The organism is Corynebacterium sp. KPL2680 (assembly GCF_040225675.1).
Lineage (GTDB): Bacteria > Actinomycetota > Actinomycetes > Mycobacteriales > Mycobacteriaceae > Corynebacterium > Corynebacterium rhinophilum.
The window spans coordinates 1-21,669 of record NZ_JBEHFM010000018.1 but is presented as its reverse complement, the minus strand read 5'-3'; the positions used below and the strand labels follow the sequence as shown (position 1 = coordinate 21,669).

Here is a 21,669-nt window from a genome sequence, read left to right as displayed (position 1 = left end):
TCCAATAATTAACGCCGATCCGGAGTCAATTAAGTGGACTACAAACTCATCTCTGCGGTAATGCCGTGCGCGGTTCAACGCGGGATGTTCTACTTTGGCTCTACAACAGAAGGCTTGTTTTAGATATCCTATGAGCGGACTATTGGGGCATCGGCAAGCAAAGCTTATTGCAGTGCCGAGGTCAGCCGCATGACGTTATCGACGTAGCGGCGGACAAAACCGCGCTGGTTCCACTCCTCTAGGGTGAGCTCGTGGCAGACCGCGCGGTAATTGGCGGCGAGCTGGTTGAACTGGGCGAGGAGATCGCCTTTGGCCACGAGCATGGTGGTCTCATAGTTGAGACCGAAGGAGCGCGGGTCCATATTGGATGAGCCGAACATGCACAGCGGATTGAACTCCTGGTCATCCGGATCCGTGATGATGAACTTGGAGTGCAAGACGTAGGGGTAGGGGAATTGGTAGATATGCACCCCGGCCTCAAGTAGCGCTTGGTAATACGAGGACTGGGCGTGGTTGACCATGAATTGGTCCGCGGTATCGGAGACATAAAGCTCCACGTCCACCCCGCGGTAGCAGGCGGTGGTGACGGCCTCTAAGAGCGATTCATCCGGCACGAAATACGGCGAGCACAGCACGAGTCGCTGCTTGGCGTGGTGCACCAGGGAGTTAAACATGCGCAGGTTGGGCTCGGTGGTATAGCCGGGGCCGGATGGGATCATCTGCAGGTAGTTGGCGTCGACGGTTTGGGCATCATCATACGGTAGCTCATCTAGCGGAAGGTTCTCGCCGGATTCGGTGTACCAATCCACCGCGAAGACCGCGGTCATGGCGGTGACGATGGGGCCAGACAGTTCCACCATGTAATCGATCCAAAAGCGGTCCTTGGTTTTATATTTGCGCTTGATCAGGTTGATGGAACCGATAAAGCCGACCTCGCCATCGATGATGACGAGCTTGCGGTGGTTGCGCAGATCCGGGCGGCGGAAGCGGCCTTTGTGCAGCTGGATGGGCAGCATGAGGCGCCAATCCACGCCGATTTCCGTGAGTTTATCCCCCAGCGAGGAATAACCCTTGTACTTAAAACTGCCAATCTGATCCAGCAAAAGGCGAACCTTGACGCCGCGGGCGGTGGCGCGGGCGAGGGCCTGGAAAAATACATCCGTGGTCTCATCCCAGGATTGGATATAGACCTCGATGGAAACGTACTTTTCGGCGCGGTCCACGGCCGCGGCGATGGCGCGAATGCATTCATCGTAATCCGCATGCAGGCCCAAGTTGTGGCCAATGAGCGCCGGAAAGCCGGTCAGCTCGCGGTTGAGCTTGATGACGGATTCCACTTCCGTCGACAGGATGCCCTTGGGATGATCCGGGGTGCGGGCGGAAATATCCTCGAGGCGTTCATTGGCTTCTTGCTGGATACGGTGGCGGCGCCGGTTGATATACGGCGAGCCCATGAGCAAAAACAGCGGCAGGCCGATGACGGGCAGCACCAGAATGGCCAGCAACCACGCGGTGGAATTGGAGGGCCGGCGGCCTTCTGGCACGAAGCCGACGGCGATGATCTTGATGGAATAATCAATGATGAGGAAGATCAGCTGCCAGAAGCTGAGATCGAGCGACCAAGTCATTTAACGCACGGAATCGAAATCGGGCAGATCGAAATCTGCACTAAGCGGGCAGTGATCGGAGGTCTTCTCGCCAGCGCGTTCTTCCATGTCTACGCGCGCGTCGGTGACGTGCTTGGCCAGCGGCGGCGACGCCAGCTGGAAATCGATGCGCATGCCTTCGTTCTTGTGAAAGCGCATCCCCTTGTAATCAAAGTAGGTATAGCGCTGATCTTCGGTAAAACGGCGCGTGACCTCTTCGAGGCCGGCCTCCTCGAGCATCTGGAAGGCGGCGCGCTCGGGTTCGGTAACGTGCGTCTTGCCGCGGAAGGCCTCGATATCCCATACGTCCTCATCGCGCGGGGCGATATTGAAATCGCCGGTTAGAAGCAGCTTAGATTGGGCGCGCCCCGCGGCGTAGCGGGAGAGCTGGTAGAGAAAGTCCAGCTTGTAGTCATAGTGGCGGTCGGTTATCTCGCGGCCGTTGGGGATATATAGCGACCAGATTTCTACCCCGCGGATGCGCGCACCAAGCGCCCGGGCCTCGCGGTCCTGGGGTTTTTCAGGGTCCTTAGCAAAGCCAGGTTGGTGGGGAAATCCGGTAAAGACTTCTTCCGGCTCCTCTTTGGAAATGATGGCCACGCCATTCCATTGGTTAAGCCCATGGCAGGTGACGTGGTACCCGGCATCCTCGAAGGCCTCGCGGGGGAATTTATCGTCCTTGACCTTGGTCTCTTGTAGGCACAGCACGTCGATGTCGTGCGTGTGGAGAAGATCCAGCGCCCGCTGGATGCGGGTGCGAACGGAGTTGATATTCCACGTGGTGATGCGCATGGATAATACAGTACCGCGCGGGCAATGGCCCGGACTAGTCCAGGCCGCAGCCGGCGGGCTAGGCGGACTAACCCAGCTGGGGCTAGTCGCGCAGACGGGCGTAGATCTGGCGGTGCTGCTCGATGAACCCCAGCTTTTCGTACAGGCGAATGCCGGCGGTATTAGAAGCTAGGACATCGAGGTAGGCGTGCTGCGCACCCTGGTCGCGACCCCAGCGCAGCATGTGCTGGCCCAAGAGGGCACCTAAGCCCTGGCGGCGGTGCGAGGGTGCTACCTCCACGGCGGAATATCCCAGCCAGGCGGTGCCGTCGCCGGATTCGGTAATGGTGCCGCGGGTGATGGCAACGGTCTCGCCGCCGACAAGCAACCGCCCAAAGCCCATCGTGCCCTCGATGCGGGCGCGCAGGTATTCCAAGGCCTGGGTAGGCAGCGCTTGGCCGCGGAAGTGGTACATCTGCAGCCATGCGTCATCGGGCTGGTCATCGATGCGGAACTCTGCGCCGCTGGGGTGTGAGCCCGGCACCTCGGCGGATAGACCCGCGAGATCGCGCAGGACCATGACGAGGATTTCGGGTTCGGTCTCCCAGGTGGCATGGGCAAGCAGGCGCTCTGCGGGCTTGCCAATGCGTTCCGGGATGAGCAGGCGCACCGGGAGATCGTGGCGGCGGTAGAACTCCGTGATTTCCGCCAGCGGGACCGGATTAAAGCCTGCGGAGGGCCCGAGTGGGACGGCGGAATTGGACCGGCCCGTCACGCCATCGCCGGCGCGCATGAGCCAGGAGCCGTCCGAGGTCCACGTGTGCTCCTTGCCGGGAAAGGCCTGAGCGGTGGCGTATTCGACGGCGCGAATATCGGAATTGCGCACCATCCGCGGCGAGAGGCGCTTGATAATTTTCAGCTGCTCGGGCGCGATCTCTACGGCCTCGAGGTCAGAGGGGTAGCCGCCGACCTGCTGTGGGCGGATGACCAGCGGCTCGAGGCTGAGGACGTGGCCAATGACATCGCTGTGCACATCACCAAAATCGCGCCGGGCCACGACGCGATCGCCTACCTGCACGTCATCGGAACGAAAGATGCGAGACATGATTAATCGTCGTGCCCGAAGGGATCTTCGTCTTCACCCGGCATCCAGGTGTAGCCCGGCTCGGTCCAGCCATTGCGCTTAATGGCCTTCTTGGCCTGGCGCTTGTAGCGGCCGATGAGGGTATCGGTATAGACGTAGCCGTCGAGGTGGCCGGTCTCGTGCTGCAGGCAGCGGGCGAAAAAGCCATAGCCCTCCACGGTGGTATCGTTGCCGTGCTCGTCCTTGCCGGTCACGCGCGCCCAGTCGGCACGGCCGGTGGGAAAGCCCTCGCCCGGCACGGAGAGGCAGCCTTCGTCATCGGAGCCGTCATCGGCAGGCATGGTCTCTGGAATCTCGGAGGTCTCCAGCACCGGGTTGATAACGCACCCCTTGCGCATGCCGGCCTTGTCCGCGGGCAGCTCGGTGCCATCGGGGCCTTCGGTATCGGGGCAGTGGTAGACGAAGAGCCGCTTGCCGATGCCCACCTGGTTCGCAGCCAAGCCCACGCCATGGGCAACTTCCATGGTCTCGTACATGTCCGCGATGAGCTGTTGCATCTCTGGGCTGGAAATCTCGGATTCTTCCACCGGCGTGGTGGGCTGATGAAGCACGGGGTCGCCGTGGATAACGATGGGGCGAATAGTCATGCTTTACAGTTTAGGCATGAACCCCTTGTCTGACCTAGACGCCGCCATCTTAGATTTTGAGGAAGCCGCCCCGCGCAGCATTGGCTGCAAGGAAGAGGCCATTCGTGCGCAGCTGGATATCTCGCCGGTGCGCTATCACCAACGGCTGAACCTGCTTCTTGATGCCCCCGCTGCCGCCGAATCCCATCCCCTCTTGGTGGCTCGGCTGAAGCGCCTGCGGGAGGAGCGTGAAAATACGCGGCGCGCCGCGCGGGGAAATACCCCACCGCGTTAGAACTGGCTACTAATGTTACTGAAGTGACTAAAGAGAATCCGGATAATATATACGACCAGCAATTCGACGACGCAGCTGGCGATGCCGCCGCGCCCGATTACGGCGATGCTTATTATGACGACGCCTACGACGACGCTGCTGCCGCTGGCGCTGCAGGTGCCGGAGCAGGAGCCGCTGCGGCCGGAACCGGCGGCGGTGGGGGAGGCGCCCACGCTAAGAAGGGCGGTTTACCACTGCGCGGGCTTGCGATGGTGTTGATCGCCGTGGCCGTGATGCTCGGCCTGTGGGGCCTTTATGCCATGACCTCAGAAGACGACGATTCGACCGTAGCTTCTGATTCCGAGCAGTCGAAGTCAGACGGTTCAGCTAATGGAGGCCAGGAGGGCAATGGCGCCGGGGGTCCTGCCGCGGATGGCGCGCGCGACGATGGCTCCCGCGACGGGGCCAATAACCAACCGCCGCGCGAAGGCGAGGGCGATAACGCGCACCCGAACGGCGACGCCAAGGACGAAGCCAACCGCGATGCGGGCCGCGAGGACGGTGCGCGCGGCGAAGATTCCGACCGCACCGGGGATGCAGCCCGGGCCGGCGGCAACGACGCGCCGTCCGCTGCGCGCGACCGCAATGACATTAAGGTCAGCGTGCTCAATAACTCCGGTGAATCCGATAAGGCCAAAAACGAAGCCGATGTGTTGAAGGACGGTGGCTTCAAGGTGGGCTATGTGGGCAACCTGCCAGGCGACGTGTTGACCGTGCCCAAGACCACCGTCTTCTACCCAGAAGGCGATGCCTCTGCAGAGTCCCTGGCCAGGGAAGTTGCCGCGCGCTACCAGGCAGAAGTCAAGCCTATGAATAGGGACCTGCCCAAGGAAGCCACCGAGGACGGAGCTGTCGTGGTCGCCCTCGCAGTCCCACAGGCCTAAATAAAATTCATGGAATATTACCGCCTACCCGTTAAGCTGGACAGGTGAAGATTCCGGCAGAAGTATTCGCCCGTTCCCCCGAGCCCACGCTCGGGGTGGAATGGGAAGTCGCGCTCGTGGACCGCGACTCGCGCGATCTCGTCCCGCGCGGGGCTGAGCTCATTGATCTCGCTACTGCCGCCCACCCCGATATTCACGTGGAAAAAGAATTCCTACAGAATACGGTGGAACTAGTCACGGGCATTTGCTCCACGGTGCCGGAAGCCATTGCGGAGTTAGAAACTTCGCTCGCCGCCGTGGAAGAAGCCGCGGCCAAGCTCGGCATCGACGTGTGGGCCTCTGGTGGGCACCCGTTTACGGATTTCCGGGAAAACCCGCTTTCAGATAAACCCAGCTATCAAGAGATCATCGCTCGCACCCAGTATTGGGGAAAGCAGATGCTGTTGTGGGGTACCCACGTCCACGTTGGCATCAGCCACGAGGACCGCGTCTGGCCCATCATCAATGCGCTGATGACGAAGTACCCCCACCTTTTGGCCATTTCTGCATGCTCGCCGGGGTGGGAAGGATTGGATACGGGCTACGCCTCCAACCGCACGATGCTCTATCAACAGCTGCCTACCGCAGGCATGCCCTACCAGTTCTTCACGTGGGACGAGTGGCAGTCCTATATGCGGGATCAGGCGATTTCCGGGGTCATCAATCACACCGGCTCGATGCACTTTGATATCCGCCCGGCCTCGAAGTGGGGCACCGTAGAGGTCCGCGTATCCGATGCCACCTCGAACCTGCGAGAGCTATCCGCCGTCGTCGCGCTAACGCACTGCTTGGTCGTGCACTATGACCGCATGATTGATGCCGGCGAGGAGTTACCCGTCTTGCAGCCGTGGCACGTGGCGGAAAATAAGTGGCGCGGGGCGCGCTACGGCATGGATGCCCTCGTTATTACCTCGCGCGACACGGACGAGGCCTGGGTCAAAGATGAATTGGCGCAGATGGTAGAAGAACTAACGCCCTTAGCCCGCGAGTTAGGCTGCGCGGAAGAACTGGTCTTGGTGCACGAAATCATCGACGGCGGCGCCGGATACGAACGCCAACGCCGCCTCTTCCAAGAAACCGGCAGCTGGCGCGATGTCGTCGAAGAAACCTGCCGCGAGCTTCACACCTTCCGGCCGGTGCGCTAGTTAGCTAACCGATGATCGGCTAGCCGTGCGCTCAGTGATTGCACGCCTAGAGCCACACTGGAAGTAACTGGGCGCGGCAGGCGCGGCGGTGCGCAGATGGCTGCTGCACCCCGCGGCGGCATGCCGCTTAGTCGTTATCGAGGGCGTGGCGGCCACCGTAGGACGGGGGAGCTGGAATATCGGTATAGCCCTCGGTGGACGGAAACTCGCGGGTTTCAGGGTTAAATACCGGGAACTGTGCGGTTTCGTCGGTGGTGGCAGAACCCCGTGCGGCAGCGCCAGACGTAGGTGCACCAGATGCGGGAGCGCCGGTTGCCTGAGTGTGCTGCGGCTGAGCAGCACGCTGTGCCGCGTGCCGTCCGCTGGGGGCGTCTTCCTCGCTGGGCTGGGTGCCAGGGATAAATCCCCACAGCGCATAAAAGGCGATGTAGAGGATGCCGGAGCCGGTGAAAAAGAGCAGAGCCCAAGGCTGGAAGTCCACATGGTTCAGAGAGCGGTTGGAGGCTTCGAGCCAGAAAGCTGCGGAGACAAAGGGCAGGAGCACCACGCACATGGCCGCGAAGGAAATGAGTGCTGCTACTTGCGCGCCGATAACACCGCGCAAACGCTTGCCCAGTGCCTGGTTGACGGAGATGAGAACCACGATAGCCAGCGGGAAGATCCAGACCCAGTGGTGGTACCAGGAAAAGGGCGAGACCAAGCATGCGCTAATGCCGGCAATGGACATGGCGGCGGAGTTATTCTTGTGCTTCATCGCGGTGCGCAGGGCCAGGCAGGTCAAGACGAAGACGACCGCGACAGCGGCGAGCCACATCCAACCGCCGTCGATGCCCCAGGCGCGCACCATGACCGAGCGAATGGATTGCGCACCAGGGTTGGTGTGTTCACCCACGCGGGAGGAATTAAAGATGGCATCGGTCCAGAACACCCCGGCATCCGGAATGGTGACGAAACCAATCGCAACGGTCACCGCGAAGGTAAGGACGGAGATAACCGCCTGCCACCAGCGCCTCTGGAAAAGGAGCACTAAGCCCATAAAGGCTGGGGTGAGCTTCAAGCCTGCGGCGAGGCCGATGCCAATTCCTGGCAGTGCCCACTTCTTTGGAATGACGTCGAGGGCAACCAAGAACATCAAAAAGACGTTGATCTGGCCGTAGAACAAGGTGCCGTACATCGGCTCTACAGCCGGGGCGCACAGCACCAGCAGGATGGCAACCACCCAGGTCAACGGCGAAAGTTTAAGGCCGCGCTCGTGGAAGACCATGAGGATGACGGCCAATAAGGCAAGGATGGTGCCGCCTTGCCAGAGGATGATAAGGGGGTCATCGGCAAGCGCGGAAATCCATTTGAACAGCGTGCCGGCAAAGGGAGGATAGGTAAAAGGAAGATCGCCAATATAGGCATTGTCATAAAGATTGGCGCCATCAGCCACCTCGCCGCCGGCGAGCCAGTAAATCTTCAAATCCAGCGGCACGCGCCAGATGAAGGCATTGGGGCCGTCGTATTTGCTATAGCGGGAGATGCTGAAAATAAAGAAGGCAACCAAAAGGGCGGCCAGAGTAGGCAGTCCGTAGAGCTTTTTCACGGTTAAAGGTGCCTCCTATTTGCGGCGCAGCGAACGGCCGGCGGGGCGGTCATTGCGCGACATCGATTCCTCGGAACCATACAGGCCTTCACGGCGTGCAATGCGTGAGGTGCGCTGCGCTGTTACCGGGCTGGTAAACATCGCAAACAGTACCAGCAAAATAAGCATACCCAAATCACCACGCTCGGCCATACTGAAAGATTCCGCGCCAGTAATACGGATGAACGCACCCATGATGGTGAGGATGAGCCCGGTGGTCTGCGGCTTGCTCACGGCGTGGACGCGGGACATCGTGTCCTTAAAGCGCGCCAAGCCAATGGCGGCGGCGAGGATGAGCAGGCTGCCGCTGATGACGAGGATGAGCGAGAGGATATCGGCGATTAGAGACCAACTCATTGGTTATCCCTCTTCCTAAACCTGGTAACAGACACGGTGGAGATGAAGCCGAGCAGCGCGATGACCAGCATGGCCGAGACCACGGAGGTATCTAGCGACCAGCACATATAGGTCGCCAGAGCGCATTGGAACATGGCGGTAAAACCGTCCATTCCCACCAGCCGGTCGAGGGAGTTGGGCCCGGTGATAATGCGCCAGACGGTAATTAATACGGAGACCCACAGCAAGAATGCGGGAACCAGCAGGATGGCGTGATAGATCTGCGGATCCATTATGGGTGGCTCCTTTCAAAGATCTCGATCATGGAAGATTCTAGACGGGACACGGCATCGATTTCGCGCTGAATCTGTGCTTCATCCCGAGCATCCAGGATGTGGATGGTGATCATGCGATTGGCGATGTCAATGTCTGTCACCGTTCCACCCGGCTGCAGGTTGTACAGGGTCACCGCAAGGGAGAGAATGAACTCATTTTCCAGGCGCATCGGCAATTCCAGGATGGCGGTTTTAGGCAGTGGCTGCGGCCGGGAGGCCAGCCAGCCCACCTTGAGGGAGGCATAAAACAGCTCCCAGAACCAGCGCAGCATGTAGCGCAGGAATTTGCCCCACGCGACCTCGACGCCGGCAATCGGCATCGCCGGCAGCGGCAGGGCGAAGACGATGACCAGGGCGACGAGGAGGCCGCCGACGACATTGCCCACCGTGATTTCGCCCATGAGCATGCACCACATGACCGTGATCCAGACGGTAAACCACGGCCGGAAGCGGTAGCGCACACCGGCAAAGCGGCTCTTAGTCATCGCGGGCCTCCTTCTTTACTGGGGTAGGGCTTTCTGGTGCCTCCGATTTCGCCGGTGCGTCCGAGCTTGGCTTCTCCTTGTCGCCGGATTCCGGATCGTGCGCCGGGCCGGGGTCTGGCAGCAGGTGGCTGCGCTCCTTGTACGAGTCCGCGCCGCCTTCGTAGCGGTCCTTCTGGTCAAGGTGCCGGGTGGGGTTATCTGCATTTTCTCCCAGTACGGCGTACTGATAAATGGAGGTATCCTGTGCGGATTCGGCCGCGCGGGAGGTGACACCGGAAATCGGGCCGGCCAGGAAGGTAATCGAGGTCGAGGCAATGACCAGCAGCGCCGTGGCACCCACCATGCCGAACGGCACGCGGCCGACATCCTGGCGGGAGGAAAATTCGACCTCATCGGTGATATCAGAAAGTGGGGCCGGGCGGGCTAGGGCGACATTGCCTTCGGGGGCATCAGCGCGGTCGCGCTGGAAGCCCTTGGCCCAGACCAGCATCATGACGTAGAGCGTCAGCAGCGAGGTCACCAGCGCGCCGCCGATGAGCACCCACGCCAGCCAGGAGCCCTCATTGGCACCTGCCTGAATGAGGATGATCTTGCCCAGGAAGCCAGAGAACGGCGGCACACCACCCAGGTTGATGGCCGGGATGAAATACAGCACGGCGATAAGCGGGGCGGAATACATTAGCGAGCCCAGGCGCCGCAGCGAGGATGTACCTGCTTGGCGCTCGATAAGGCCGACGACCAAGAAGAGCGCGGTCTGCACCAAAATGTGGTGGATGGCGTAGAAAATAGCGCCGGATAGCCCCTGGGCGGTGCCCAAAGAGACGCCGAAAATCATATAGCCGATGTGGCTGACCAGCGTAAAGGAGAGCAAACGCTTAATATCGGTCTGCGCGATGGCGCCCAAGATGCCCACCAGCATGGTGGCCAGCGCCACCCACATCAGCACGGTATCGAGCCCACCATAGGTAAAAATGGACGTGCGCGCGCGGATGATCGCATACACACCGACCTTGGTCAGCAGACCGGCGAACACGGCCGTGACCAGCGAGGGCGCGGTGGGGTAGGAGTCTGGCAGCCACGCGGCCAGCGGCACCACTGCTGCCTTAATGCCAAAGGCCACGAGCAAGGTGGCGAAGATGGCGGTGCGGGTGCCCTCCGGGATGTCCTGCATGCGTTGGCCAATCTGGGCCATGTTCATGGTGCCGACGGAGGCATAGACATATGCCAGGGCCAGCAAGAAGATCATGGATGAGGCCATCGAGACCATCACATAACCCACGCCGGCGCGCACGCGGCCTGCCGATGCCCCCAAGGTCAACAGCACGTACGAAGCCACGAGGAAGACCTCGAAGCCGACGTACAGGTTAAATAGGTCGCCGGCCAAAAAGGAGATATTCACGCCCATGGTCAGCAACATGTAGGTGGGCAAAAAGACCGCGACGGGTTCATCCTTGGTGCCATCGCGCACACCCTGGGAAATGGCGTACCAGATGACGGAGAACAGCACCACAGACGAGGTAAAGAGGATCATCGTGGAGAGCCGGTCCGCCACTAACGTGATGCCCACGGGAGCGTCCCAGCCGCCTATTTGCAGCGTCTGTATGCCATGGAAATCCACTATTATGATCAGGCTCGCGTTCACCGCAGCCGTAATCAGCAGGGAGAAAAAGGCGATCTGGCGCTGCACATTAGGCATGCGGGCAAACAGCAGCGAGAGCGCTGCGGCCACGGCCGGGATGATAATGGGCAGCGGGATAAGCACACCGACGTACGGGTACATCGTTTCGGCAGCTTGGTGGAATGGCTCAGTCATCTTCGGCTCCCTTCACCGGCTCCTCGAAGGATTCGGGGCCGAAATTATCGCCTTCCTTGGTGGCGCGCCCGGTGGCGGGGTCATTGGAGGCATCGTGGTCTGCGCTCGCCGCGGCATTGCCGGGCTTGGAGGCCTTGGCGGCAATCGCGGTATCTTCGGCGTCATCTTCAATGACGTCGGCGGTGCGGTAGCGGTACTGGCGGTAGGCCAAGGTAAGGATGAAGGCCGTCAGTGCCATGGAAATGACGATGGCGGTAAGGATCATCGCTTGGGTGAGAGGATCCGCAATATCGCTGCCATAAGGCTCGGCCTCGCGGCCATCGATGGGCGGTGAACCCGCAGGGCCGCCGGCCTGCAGCATGAAGAGGTTGGCGCCATTGCCCAGCAAGAGCAGCCCGAGCAGCATCTTGGTCATGGCTCGGTCGAGCAAAAGGTAGATGCCCGCAGAAACCATTACTCCGGCGGCGAGCAGGAGGAAGAGGTTGGCTTGCATTTATTTCTCCTTTCCTGCGTTGTCCCCGGAACCTGTGCCGGAAGAGCTCGTTGCGGCTGGTATCTTTTCTTTTTTCTTCTCTTGTTTTTGCGCCCGCTGGGCCTTTTGCTTGGTGCTGCGCTCCCGGTTCTTCCGCGTCAGGGAACGGGCGCGGTCGCGAGCGCGTTGCTTACGCATCTCTTCTTCCTCATCCAGCTTGGCGCCGAGCGAGCTGAGCACGTAGAGCGTTAGCCCCACGACGATGAGGTAGACGCCCAAGTCAAAGACCAGCGCCGAAGGCAGCGAGACCGCGCCGATAAGCGGGATCTCGGGTGAGGTATATCCGCTGGTAAATGGCGGGTAGCCAAAGAACATCGGCACCACCACCGCCAGGGCGGAGAAGGAGAGGCCAGCGCCCATGGTGCGCCCGGCATCGATGGGCAGGGCCTCATCGAGCTCCGCGCGGCCACCGGCCAGGTAGCGCAGGATGAGCGCGAGAGCGGCCACAAGGCCACCGGCGAAACCGCCGCCTGGCGCATTGTGCCCGGCGAAGAAGAAGTAGAACGACAGCGCCATCATGGAGGGGAAGAGCACGCGGGTGGAGACATCGATCATCAGCGAGCGGTTGAGCGCCTGCTCCGATTCCGAGCCCGCGGCCAGCCAGCGGCGACCCGTGACCTGCAGGGTAGGCCGGCGGCTGTCCCTGGAGAAGGATTGGGTGCGGTAAATCAGGGAAGCTACACCGAGCGCGGCGATGATAATGACCGTGATCTCCCCAAAGGTATCCCAGGCGCGCAGGTCCACCAGCAAGACGTTGACGGCATTGGCGCCGTGGCCAATCTCCTTGGCCAGCTCCGGCATGTACTGCGAGATGGGTTCGGCAGACCGCGCGTTGATGGCGAACATCGCCACGATGGTGACGGTCAGGCCGGTGCCGACGGATAGCCACGCGCGCAGGCGGCCCATCTTCGGGTCCTGCTTCCACTCGGTAGACGCCGGAATGCGGCGCAGCACCAGCATGAATAGCACCATGATGATGGTTTCTGTCAGCAGCTGGGTTAGCGCCAAGTCCGGGGCACCGTGGATGGCAAAGACGAAGGATAAGGAATAGCCGGTAATGCCGACGATGATGACGGCAGAGAGGCGGTTATCGGTGACCGTGGCGGCGATGGCGGCCACCATCATGATGATGGCGGCGACGACCTGCCAGGGGTTTTCTGCAACCACCATGCGGATATCCGTGAGATCACCGGTAATCAGCATCGTCAGCGGCAGCACCATCACGGTGGCGAAGATAACGGTCAGGTTGAGCTGCAGCGAACCGCGCTGGGTAACGGCCGTGGTGCGCAGGGAGAGCTTGCGCAGGGTGGAGATGACCTTGTCGTAGACAGCGTCGGCATCACCAAGCGCGGGGTACGCAAACTGCCATTGCTCGAGTACCTGGCGGCGCCAGTGGACGATGATTCCGGCCACGATGATGATGGCGGATACGCCCAAGGTCACCGACCATCCGTGCCAGAGGGCCAGGCCGTGGTAGTCACCTGTCCCAAAGGTGGAATCGAGGTGCTGATCGATGGCCGCCGAGAGCGCCTGCGGCGCGATGCCGAGCACGATGGTCAGCGCGGTGAGCACGGCCGGGGCGAGCCACAGGCCCACATTGACCTTGTGCATCGTGGCCACAGCCTTAGAGACGCCGTCTTTATCGTCCGGGAGGTTCTTGGTGGCAAAGGCGCCCCACAAAAAGCGCAGGGCATAGGCCATGGTGAGGATGGAGCCTGCCACATAAGCCACCAGGATCATATTGCGCGGCATACCAATGAGCAGCTCTTCGTGCATGGTGGATTCCAGCACGGCTTCCTTGGACACGAAGCCAAAGAGTGGGGGAACACCCGCCATGGACAGGGCGGAGATAACTGCGATGCCATAGAGGAAGGGCTGCCTGCGCCCGAGGCCGGATAGCTTTGTAATATCGCGCGTGCCCGAGCAGTGATCGATGGCACCAACCACCATAAAGAGTGCAGCCTTAAAGAGTGAGTGGGCAAAGGTGAGCGCCAGGCCCGCCTGCATGGCTTCCCGGGAGCCAACCGCCACGATGGAGGTAATAAAGCCCAGCTGGGAAACCGTGCCATAAGCCAAAATCAGCTTGAGATCCTTTTGTTTTAGCGCCATCCAGCCGCCGAGCAGCATGGTAAATACGCCTAAGGAAATGACCACGAGGTGCCAGGTGGCTACCTCGTACATATCCGGTGCCAGGCGCGCGACCAGGTAAATTCCGGCCTTGACCATGGCCGCGGAGTGCAGGTACGCCGAGACCGGGGTTGGTGCTGCCATCGCACCCGGCAGCCAGAAGTGTGCCGGCACGATAGCGGATTTGGTGAGCGCACCGACCAGGATAAGCACGATGGCGACGGTGACGTACGGCGTTTGGGGGAAGTGATCGTATGCGCTGATTTCGCTAAACGTCCACGCCCCGGTCTGCCGGCCGAGCAGGCAGATGCCCATCAGCATGGAGAGGCCGCCCATGACGGTGACCATCAGGGCCTGCTGTGCAGCGCGGCGCGAGGAGGCGCGCTCGGCATAGTAGCTGACCAATAGGTACGACAAGAGGGAGGTGATCTCCCAGAAGACGTACATGAGCAGCAGGCTATCGGAGGTCACAAGCCCAAACATGGCGGTGGCAAACCCCACCATTTGGCTGGCGAACATGGCAAGCCGGCGGCGCGTGGAATCGAAATAACCCCAGCAATACAGCAGGACCAAAGCGCCCATCCCTAAGATGATGAGGCTAAAGAGCCCGCCCAGGGCATCCATGCGCAGATCCACGGCGAGGTGCGCGGCCGGCATCCACTCGATGGTGTAATTCAGCGCGCCGCCGTCGCGGAAGGTGCCCCGGGCAAAGTGCGCGAGGGTCCACACGAAACCGACACCGGGAACTATTGCCAATAAACCAAAGGCTGGGCGGCCCACATTCATAATGAGCAGCGGTGCAACCACGGTGGCAACGATGAGGGCACCCAGAAGTATTAGCACGTTGGAATCTGCGCTCCTTAGGTTGTGTCAAGTTCTCAGACCCTCGTTGCCGCGGGGCGTGACGATATGCACCGGGAGCATATACACACCAAGACAGTTCGTACTCGGCCGAGTACGAACTGTCCCACTTGTGCAAGCAGCGTGGCCGGAAACGGGGTCAACTCGTCGAAAGTTTACCGGTTTTTCCACAACTTCGAAAGATTATTTTTAGCGCACAGTATTATATGCCACCCGTTGCGCGCTTTTTCTATGCGTAACGCTGCAAGAAAAGCGCCTCCGCAGTGGCGATGTGCTCGATCTCGGTGGGATCGACGGACTCATTGGCGGAGTGGATGGTGCACTTGGGCTCCTCCACGCCGTAGAGCGCGATTTCCGCGTTGGGGTGTGCTTCCTGCAGCTCGGTGGTCAGCGGGATGGAGCCGCCCATGCCCTGCGCTGCGGTGTCCTTGCCATAAGCCTCGGATAGGCACTGGCCCAAAAGTGCCACGGCGGGTTTTTCCGGGTCGGTGGAAAAACCAGCATTGGCCTCCACGACCTCCGCCTTGACGTGCGCGCCCCACGGCGCGTGGTTTTTCACGTGCTCGCACACGGCCTCGCCAATGGCGCGGGCATCGGTTCCGGCTGGAACGCGCAGGTTCAGCTTGGCGGCCGCGGTAGCAGGAACGGCGTTGACGGCCTCAGCCACTGGGGTAGAGGTAAAGCCGGTCACGGAAATGGCCGGGCGGGACCACACCATATCTGCCACCGGGGTAGCGCCCTCCGGATCCTTGGAGCCCATGATCTCGGTGCCCTCGAGCAGCTGCGCATCGCCGCGGAAGGCCTCGGCCGGGTAGTCCTGGCCCTGCCAGTGGGCGCTGGTATCCACGCCATCGATGGTGGTGCGGCCATATTCATCTGTGAGCGAATCCAGCGTGCGCATCAGCGCCTTCACTGCGTCTGGGGCCGCGCCGCCGAATTGGCCGGAGTGTACGGGCGCGGCCAGGGTATTGACCTCGACCTCAATCTGCGCGCCGCCGCGCAGGGAGGTGGTCAAGGTGGGCTGGCCCACCGCGGCATTGCCGGCATCTGCAATCAGGATGGCATCGGCAGCGAAAAGCTCCGGGCGGTCCTTGATGAGCTGGGACAGGCCCTCGCCACCGCGCTCTTCAGAGCCTTCGATGAGGTACTTCAGGTTCACCTTGGTACCGCCATTGGCTTCCAGTGCGCGCAGGGCCGCTAGGTGCATGGCCACATTGCCCTTGCAGTCCGCGGCGCCGCGGCCGTACCAGCGGGTGGTGCCCTCGGCATCGGCGCGCTCGGTCAGGGTGAACGGATCGGATTCCCAGGCCGCGCGGTCTCCTGCGGGCACGACATCGTAGTGCGAGTACAACAGGACGGTCTTGGCGCCTTCCTCGCCCTTGCGCTCGCCCAAAATCGCGGTGGAGCCATCCGCGGTAGTGATGGTTTCTACCGTTGCCCCGGCTTCTTCAAGCGCGGCCTTCACCCACTGGCTTGCGCCCTGGGCTTGGTCTTCCAAGCCCGGCTCATTGTGCACGGAGTTGAATGCCACGAGCTCGCTGAGCTGGCGGAAGATGGTGTCGCGGTCGCTACGTATGCTGTCAATCATATCTGTCATGCAATCCAAGGTACCTTGAGCGCTTGGGCTGCAATACAGATCCGCACGACAATTCCTATGCATTCCTGCCCGCGCTTGCCGATGCCCCCACCTTCCCCACCGCGCCACCTTCCGTCGCCGCCATCCTTCCGAGGGGAAGTGCTACAGCGGTGTGCGGCGGGCAAAAGATCGCTACAGGCAAGCGCGTTGTTTCTTGCAGTAGGGGTAGGAGAGTGCCAGAATGGGCGTTAGCACTCGGACAGGATGAGTGCTAGATAAATCTCCATCGTTGTGGTTGAGGTTGGTCCACACTCACCAGCCATGCCGTCGCGGGCGTCCGCAGCGAGAAAGACGTGAGTGTCGTCCTCAATAAATCCAAGGAGCACAAACACTATGGCAAAGATTATCGCTTTTGATGAAGAGGCCCGCCGCGGCCTTGAGCGCGGCCTGAATACTCTGGCTGACGCAGTCAAGGTCACCCTCGGGCCCAAGGGCCGCAACGTCGTCCTAGAAAAGTCCTGGGGCGCACCGACCATTACTAATGACGGCGTTTCCATCGCTCGCGAAATCGAGCTCGAGGATGCTTACGAAAAGATCGGCGCCGAGCTGGTCAAGGAAGTTGCTAAGAAGACCGATGACGTCGCCGGCGACGGCACCACCACCGCAACCGTTCTGGCACAGGCACTCGTCCGCGAAGGCCTGCGCAACGTAGCCGCTGGTTCCAACCCAATGGGCATTAAGCGCGGCATCGAGACCGCGACCAAGAAGGTTGTGGACTCCCTGCTGTCTTCCGCAAAGGAAGTAGAAACCCAGGAGCAGATCGCTACCACCGCTGGCATTTCCGCCGCAGACCCGGCAATCGGTGAGAAGATCGCCGAGGCTATGTACACCGTGGGCAACGGTTCCGTAAACAAGGACTCCGTTATCACTGTGGAAGAGTCCAATACCTTTGGCGTAGACCTCGAGGTTACTGAGGGTATGCGCTTTGATAAGGGCTACATCTCCGGCTACTTCGCTACCGATATGGAGCGCCAGGAGGCAGTCCTGGAGGATCCGTACATCTTGCTGGTTTCCTCCAAGATCTCCAATATCAAGGATCTCGTCCCGCTGCTGGAAAAGGTCATGCAGTCCGGCAAGCCGCTGCTGATCATTGCTGAGGACGTTGAGGGCGAAGCCCTGTCCACCCTCGTGGTGAACAAGATCCGCGGCACCTTCAAGTCCGTTGCCGTGAAGGCTCCGGGCTTCGGTGACCGCCGCAAGGCAACCCTGCAGGACATGGCCATCCTGACCGGCGGCCAGGTCATCTCCGAAGAGGTTGGCCTCTCCCTCGAGACCGCCGAGCTCGAGTACCTGGGCCAGGCACGCAAGGTCGTTGTCACCAAGGATGAGACCACCATTGTCCAGGGTGCTGGCACCCAGGAGCAGATCGATGGCCGCATCAAGCAGATCCGCGCCGAGATTGAGAACTCCGATTCTGATTACGACCGCGAGAAGCTGCAGGAGCGCCTGGCTAAGCTCTCCGGCGGCGTGGCCGTGCTCAAGGTCGGTGCCGCCACCGAGGTTGAGCTCAAGGAGCGCAAGCACCGCATCGAAGACGCTGTCCGCAACGCCAAGGCAGCCGTGGAAGAAGGCATCGTGGCCGGCGGTGGCGTTGCCCTGCTGCAGGCCGCTTCCGTCCTTGATTCCATCGAGGCCGAAGGCGATGAAGCCACCGGTGTAAATATCGTCCGCGAGGCACTGTCTGCACCGCTGAAGCAGATCGCTCACAACGCTGGCCTGGAGCCTGGCGTCGTTGCAGATAAGGTCTCTGGCCTGCCTGCTGGCGAGGGCCTGAATGCCGCTACCGGTGAGTACGTCAACCTCATGGAATCCGGCATCAATGACCCGGTTAAGGTCACCCGCTCTGCACTGCAGAACGCTGCGTCCATTGCGGCACTGTTCCTGACCACCGAGGCTGTTGTGGCTGATAAGCCAGAGCCTGCCGGCTCCAACAACGCTATGCCCGACGCTGACGCCATGGGCGGCATGGGCTTCTAAGAGCCCTGCACAACGCCTGGCGCATACTGAGCTCCCGCTCTTATATGCGCCTGAGTCTGGCGAAAGCTGTGGGCCTCAGAGTATACTGAACGTACGCGGGATGCCCCTACTTAGTTCCCAAATTTCGCCGGTAGGGGCGGCCAGGGACGGATCTCTGACTTAGTGTCGTTTTATGTGCGCCTAGTAGCCGACTGGGATTTTGCCCAGTCGGCTTGTTTCGCGGTTATGGGGGTAGGCTGCTGCGGCTTCTTTAACTGAGGCGGGGTCAGGGTAATGCTTGTGATGTCGCGTCATGGCAAAGAAGACGTTGAGTTGTCGGCGAGCGAGTGCGACGAGCACAGCGTTGTGATGCTTGGCCTAACCTCGGAAAGTGGGCACCTCCGGAGGTTAGGCTCAAGTGTCGATTCGATCGCATTGATTGTGGCATTATCAGCGTCGACCACATCATGCTGCACTAGTCATTCTGGCTTATCTCCTTTTACAGGTTGGAAACCTACGCACAACCCTTAGCCACTTCCCATCTACTCAAACGGATCAATACCTAGTGCACTTCGAGTTTCGAAGAAATTACTTCCACATTATTGACTAAAAGAGCACAACAACCCTCTGTAGAATTCACTTTCCGGGCGGAGGCTAGATTGAAACTCCGCTACAGGAAAACTACTGGTAGACACTCCACTTACACGGGCGATGAGCTTAACAACGACACCCCTATTTGTGGTCAATCGAGAGAAGTTATTCCCATAAAGTTACAAAGTTAGCCTATACTGACCGCAGCGTGCCCATGTTGTTCATGTTGTTCGACATTACTTGGCCACACTCAGTCTCATCAGTACAATTTCAGCGATTGAAAAGGATTTGAAGTGGATCTGTTGCTCCAGATTAATGAAATCGTTTCTGGCCCGATAAAAGACTTGTTGGTAGAAGTCTCTGGCGGAAACTTTCCCGATATAAAGCTACCTGAGATTAATTTCCCAGAAGTCCCGCCACTGTCTTCTCCCACCTATCCGGAAAACATCAGTCTTGAAATTGGCGGTTCCTCTTTTGAAAATCTTGGCTCCTCCGAGCAGTTCAATGGTAACGGCTCTTCTGAGTTCTTCAACGATGCAGGCTCTTCCGAATTGTTGAACGATCTTGGGTCCTCTGATTTCGACCTGTTCAACGGGGATGTTTCTCCTGACTTCTTGAACGATTTCAACTCTTCCGATCTCGATCTCAGCGCACTCGGTAGCTTGCTTTAAGTCGCACCGATATGGGGATTTGCGGATGCGTGAAGCTTGAATGAAGGCATAAGCACTTCTTCTGCTTTCACTGACGATATTAAAGATAGGTCAAGTTTCAGTAGACGGAATCCGCAGGAGATGAAATCAGTGCTGGCTTGTTAAAAATACGTCCGGTTCAGTGTGAGCTGGACGTATTTTTCTCTTTTTCAGAGATGAGAACAAAACTGGGGTCAAGTAGCAGGGGGGTGTTCCTATGTAGTTTGTCAGCTTGGATTCTAGGGGTCGTTGCAACGATGATGGTTACTTTGGTGTGATACTACCGGTTTGTGTCAGGGCGTTGGTCATTACTTCGGCTGGGGTGCGCCAGTTGAGTGCTTTGCGTGGTTTGTGGTTGTGAATGTTGGCGATCATCTCTAGGTCCTCGGCGCTGTAGATGGACAGGTCGCTGTTTTTGGGAAGGTTTCTCCTGAGCCTGCCGTTGGTGTTTTCGTTGCTGCCGCGTTCCCACGGTGATCCTGGATGGCAGAAGTAGATGGGAATGTCAGTGGCCATGGTAAAGGATTTATGGCCTGCCATTTCGCTTCCTTGGTCCCAGGTAATTGATGACCAGAGTGCTTTATCGATTCCAGTAACAGCCTTGTGCAGGGCTGTGAATACTTCTTTGCTGGTGTGCCTGCCTGCCAGGTGGCCAAGGACAACAAATCGGCTGACGCGTTCTACTAATGTGATCACCGCGGATTGGTTATTTTTACCAAGGATGAGGTCGCCTTCCCAGTGGCCTGGCAAAATACGTTCAGTAACCTCTTCTGGCCGGTCGTCGATGAGGATCATGTCGTCAACGAAGCGTTGCTGGGCCGGTGTGGTGGTGCGTGTGTGGCGTTTCTTGCGTTTCTTTCTGCCGGTAGGCAAGTCCAAGCCAAGGTCTTTGAGTCTTCCTTTGGACTGTAGATAAAAGGCGTCATAAATCGTTTCGTGACTAATGCGCATGTCCTTATCAGTGGGGTAGTCGATGGGCAGGCGATTGGAAATCTCCTCCGGTGACCATTGTGCCCGCAATTGTGCGCATACATAGTCCCATAACCTTTTGTTGGCCAGCAGTTTCGGTATTTTCGGCCGCAATCTCCGCGCACAGGCCTTATAACTGGGCGGTTTCTGCACGATACGGGCCTTGGGCGCTGTGGTTTCTGCGTACTTCACGCTGAATTGACGAGGCACTTCGCCCTAAACAGCGCCCGATTTCCCGCAGCGGCACATGCTCACGAAGAAGGTCGGCGATAATAACGCGTTCTTCAAAGCAAATATAGCGATCACTGATGCGTTTATACGGATCCACACCGCCAGGCAAGGCAGGGGCACAAAGCCGTCCAGATTCGATGACGTCATGGCGTTGGCGCAGCGCTTTCATGAGTCTTTTATACGTGGTCGCGTCCTCGCCGACGGGTATGAACTCTTTACGCGGTCCTCCGGATTTGATGAGTCCTTTTTCGAAGTCTAAAGACAATCGACGATCAATTCCTACCCCAGCCCCAGCATCACCAACAGGCAAGCTCGCCAACCGAAGGCGTAAGTATTCCACCCTTAACTGTGTTTGGCGGACTTTCCGGGCATACCTCGATAGCCGGATATGACACTCGGCTTCTGTAGCAACGGCATACGCAGCGGTGGGATGCACCCCACACGTTTTGGCGGCTTGGTGCACCGAAAGTCCGCCTTTAACTAGTTCTACAAGCTGTAAAGCCTGGCTACCGCGGCGATCAACTCGTTTGGCTTTATGCACGACTGGCACTCCATGAGCATGACAAAAATTCAAAGCATGCACGTAATGACAGCCAAGCTCACCAGCAGCCGAGCGAACGCTACGCCCACTGCCAACCATGGACACCAAGCCACGACGATCCGACTCAGACAACGAATGAAACGGGCCAACAACCCCAGGCACAACAACACCCTCCTAAGGGAAAGTGTTGCAACGACCCTCTGAACTCAAGCAGTCTCGCGGGTGGGGTTGACGGGGTGGATCCTCAACTCGGGATTTTTAGGTGTGTTGTTTTGCGCGCGATTGGTAGCCGACTGGGATTTTTCCAGTCGGCTTGTTTCGTTGTTAGGGGTTAGGTTGCTGCGGCTTCTTTTGCTGGGGCGGGGTCGTGGTAATACTCGTGGTTGCGCATCATGGCGTAGAGGACGTTGAGTC

General features: G+C 59.5%; 20 protein-coding genes. 5 read left to right on the top strand and 15 right to left on the bottom strand.

The features are described 5' to 3' along the window. Window positions 1–164 precede the first annotated feature (164 nt). From ABRP66_RS09195 to ABRP66_RS09180, 4 genes are all read right to left on the bottom strand, one after another. On the bottom strand, window positions 165–1,628 hold the full coding sequence (locus tag ABRP66_RS09195) for a phospholipase D-like domain-containing protein (RefSeq protein WP_284852384.1): 1,464 nt from the start codon (window positions 1,626–1,628) through the stop codon (window positions 165–167). Beyond that, on the bottom strand, window positions 1,629–2,438 hold the full coding sequence (locus tag ABRP66_RS09190) for an exodeoxyribonuclease III (protein ID WP_349838607.1): 810 nt from the start codon (window positions 2,436–2,438) through the stop codon (window positions 1,629–1,631). Window positions 2,439–2,520: 82 nt separating this feature from the next. Then, on the bottom strand, window positions 2,521–3,522 hold the full coding sequence (locus ABRP66_RS09185; protein WP_349838606.1) for an N-acetylglutamate synthase, CG3035 family: 1,002 nt from the start codon (window positions 3,520–3,522) through the stop codon (window positions 2,521–2,523). A 2-nt stretch (window positions 3,523–3,524) separates the two neighbouring features. Next, window positions 3,525–4,148, bottom strand: a complete 624-nt coding sequence (locus tag ABRP66_RS09180) for a peptide deformylase (protein WP_284785199.1) — start codon at window positions 4,146–4,148, stop codon at window positions 3,525–3,527. Here ABRP66_RS09180 and ABRP66_RS09175 point away from each other — a divergent pair. From ABRP66_RS09175 to ABRP66_RS09165, 3 genes are read left to right on the top strand one after another with little or no spacing between them, the layout of a single operon-like run. Further along, window positions 4,147–4,422 carry a DUF3263 domain-containing protein gene (locus tag ABRP66_RS09175; RefSeq protein ID WP_284783055.1) on the top strand — a complete coding sequence of 92 codons (276 nt, stop codon included), beginning with the start codon at window positions 4,147–4,149 and terminating at the stop codon, window positions 4,420–4,422. The genes ABRP66_RS09180 and ABRP66_RS09175 overlap by 2 nt on opposite strands. Before the next feature lie 23 nt (window positions 4,423–4,445). Then, a complete protein-coding gene (locus ABRP66_RS09170; RefSeq protein WP_284783054.1) occupies window positions 4,446–5,345 on the top strand; it encodes a LytR C-terminal domain-containing protein in 900 nt (299 codons plus the stop codon). Between the two features lie 44 nt (window positions 5,346–5,389). Next, on the top strand, window positions 5,390–6,529 hold the full coding sequence (locus ABRP66_RS09165) for a glutamate--cysteine ligase (RefSeq protein ID WP_284785197.1): 1,140 nt from the start codon (window positions 5,390–5,392) through the stop codon (window positions 6,527–6,529). A 127-nt stretch (window positions 6,530–6,656) separates the two neighbouring features. Here the strand turns inward: ABRP66_RS09165 and ABRP66_RS09160 are convergent, their stop codons facing one another. The 9 genes from ABRP66_RS09160 to ABRP66_RS09120 form a co-directional block, all read right to left on the bottom strand. Beyond that, complete coding sequence (locus ABRP66_RS09160; protein WP_349838605.1) at window positions 6,657–8,114, bottom strand: glycosyltransferase 87 family protein; 1,458 nt, start codon at window positions 8,112–8,114, stop codon at window positions 6,657–6,659. 15 nt (window positions 8,115–8,129) lie between these two features. Further along, on the bottom strand, window positions 8,130–8,510 hold the full coding sequence (locus tag ABRP66_RS09155; RefSeq protein WP_005279458.1) for a monovalent cation/H(+) antiporter subunit G: 381 nt from the start codon (window positions 8,508–8,510) through the stop codon (window positions 8,130–8,132). Then, window positions 8,507–8,782 carry a monovalent cation/H+ antiporter complex subunit F gene (locus ABRP66_RS09150; RefSeq protein ID WP_023018012.1) on the bottom strand — a complete coding sequence of 92 codons (276 nt, stop codon included), beginning with the start codon at window positions 8,780–8,782 and terminating at the stop codon, window positions 8,507–8,509. Before ABRP66_RS09150 ends, ABRP66_RS09155 begins: the two co-directional genes overlap by 4 nt. Further along, on the bottom strand, window positions 8,782–9,309 hold the full coding sequence (locus tag ABRP66_RS09145) for a Na+/H+ antiporter subunit E (RefSeq protein WP_237801145.1): 528 nt from the start codon (window positions 9,307–9,309) through the stop codon (window positions 8,782–8,784). Before ABRP66_RS09145 ends, ABRP66_RS09150 begins: the two co-directional genes overlap by 1 nt. Further along, a complete protein-coding gene (locus ABRP66_RS09140; RefSeq protein WP_284770462.1) occupies window positions 9,302–11,122 on the bottom strand; it encodes a Na+/H+ antiporter subunit D in 1,821 nt (606 codons plus the stop codon). Before ABRP66_RS09140 ends, ABRP66_RS09145 begins: the two co-directional genes overlap by 8 nt. Continuing rightward, window positions 11,115–11,615, bottom strand: a complete 501-nt coding sequence (locus tag ABRP66_RS09135; RefSeq protein ID WP_284770463.1) for a Na(+)/H(+) antiporter subunit C — start codon at window positions 11,613–11,615, stop codon at window positions 11,115–11,117. Before ABRP66_RS09135 ends, ABRP66_RS09140 begins: the two co-directional genes overlap by 8 nt. Beyond that, on the bottom strand, window positions 11,616–14,624 hold the full coding sequence (locus ABRP66_RS09130; protein ID WP_349838604.1) for a Na+/H+ antiporter subunit A: 3,009 nt from the start codon (window positions 14,622–14,624) through the stop codon (window positions 11,616–11,618). 247 nt (window positions 14,625–14,871) lie between these two features. Next, complete coding sequence (locus ABRP66_RS09125; RefSeq protein WP_349838603.1) at window positions 14,872–16,239, bottom strand: dipeptidase; 1,368 nt, start codon at window positions 16,237–16,239, stop codon at window positions 14,872–14,874. 227 nt (window positions 16,240–16,466) lie between these two features. After that, window positions 16,467–16,610, bottom strand: a complete 144-nt coding sequence (locus ABRP66_RS09120) for a hypothetical protein (RefSeq protein WP_156904629.1) — start codon at window positions 16,608–16,610, stop codon at window positions 16,467–16,469. Window position 16,611: 1 nt separating this feature from the next. Between ABRP66_RS09120 and groL the strand changes: the two genes are divergently transcribed. Together groL and ABRP66_RS09110 are read left to right on the top strand one after the other, a co-directional pair. Beyond that, entirely contained in the window at window positions 16,612–18,255 is a 1,644-nt protein-coding gene (groL, locus tag ABRP66_RS09115) for a chaperonin GroEL (protein WP_284770467.1), read from the top strand. An 863-nt stretch (window positions 18,256–19,118) separates the two neighbouring features. Next, on the top strand, window positions 19,119–19,496 hold the full coding sequence (locus ABRP66_RS09110; RefSeq protein WP_284770468.1) for a hypothetical protein: 378 nt from the start codon (window positions 19,119–19,121) through the stop codon (window positions 19,494–19,496). Between the two features lie 282 nt (window positions 19,497–19,778). Here ABRP66_RS09110 and ABRP66_RS09105 read toward each other — a convergent pair whose 3' ends face one another. Continuing rightward, on the bottom strand, window positions 19,779–20,675 hold the full coding sequence (locus ABRP66_RS09105; protein ID WP_284770469.1) for an IS30 family transposase: 897 nt from the start codon (window positions 20,673–20,675) through the stop codon (window positions 19,779–19,781). Then, entirely contained in the window at window positions 20,614–21,255 is a 642-nt protein-coding gene (locus ABRP66_RS09100) for a helix-turn-helix domain-containing protein (RefSeq protein ID WP_284770470.1), read from the bottom strand. Before ABRP66_RS09100 ends, ABRP66_RS09105 begins: the two co-directional genes overlap by 62 nt. Window positions 21,256–21,669 lie beyond the last annotated feature (414 nt).

Coding starts and splice junctions, on each gene's coding strand:
- ABRP66_RS09125 (WP_349838603.1), bottom strand. CDS start 16,239: ATGACAGATATGATTGACAGCATACGTAGCGACCGCGACACCATCTTC.
- ABRP66_RS09180 (WP_284785199.1), bottom strand. CDS start 4,148: ATGACTATTCGCCCCATCGTTATCCACGGCGACCCCGTGCTTCATCAG.
- ABRP66_RS09140 (WP_284770462.1), bottom strand. CDS start 11,122: ATGACTGAGCCATTCCACCAAGCTGCCGAAACGATGTACCCGTACGTC.
- ABRP66_RS09195 (WP_284852384.1), bottom strand. CDS start 1,628: ATGACTTGGTCGCTCGATCTCAGCTTCTGGCAGCTGATCTTCCTCATC.
- ABRP66_RS09145 (WP_237801145.1), bottom strand. CDS start 9,309: ATGACTAAGAGCCGCTTTGCCGGTGTGCGCTACCGCTTCCGGCCGTGG.
- ABRP66_RS09155 (WP_005279458.1), bottom strand. CDS start 8,510: ATGAGTTGGTCTCTAATCGCCGATATCCTCTCGCTCATCCTCGTCATC.
- ABRP66_RS09150 (WP_023018012.1), bottom strand. CDS start 8,782: ATGGATCCGCAGATCTATCACGCCATCCTGCTGGTTCCCGCATTCTTG.
- ABRP66_RS09175 (WP_284783055.1), top strand. CDS start 4,147: ATGCTTTACAGTTTAGGCATGAACCCCTTGTCTGACCTAGACGCCGCC.
- groL (WP_284770467.1), top strand. CDS start 16,612: ATGGCAAAGATTATCGCTTTTGATGAAGAGGCCCGCCGCGGCCTTGAG.
- ABRP66_RS09185 (WP_349838606.1), bottom strand. CDS start 3,522: ATGTCTCGCATCTTTCGTTCCGATGACGTGCAGGTAGGCGATCGCGTC.
- ABRP66_RS09135 (WP_284770463.1), bottom strand. CDS start 11,615: ATGCAAGCCAACCTCTTCCTCCTGCTCGCCGCCGGAGTAATGGTTTCT.
- ABRP66_RS09190 (WP_349838607.1), bottom strand. CDS start 2,438: ATGCGCATCACCACGTGGAATATCAACTCCGTTCGCACCCGCATCCAG.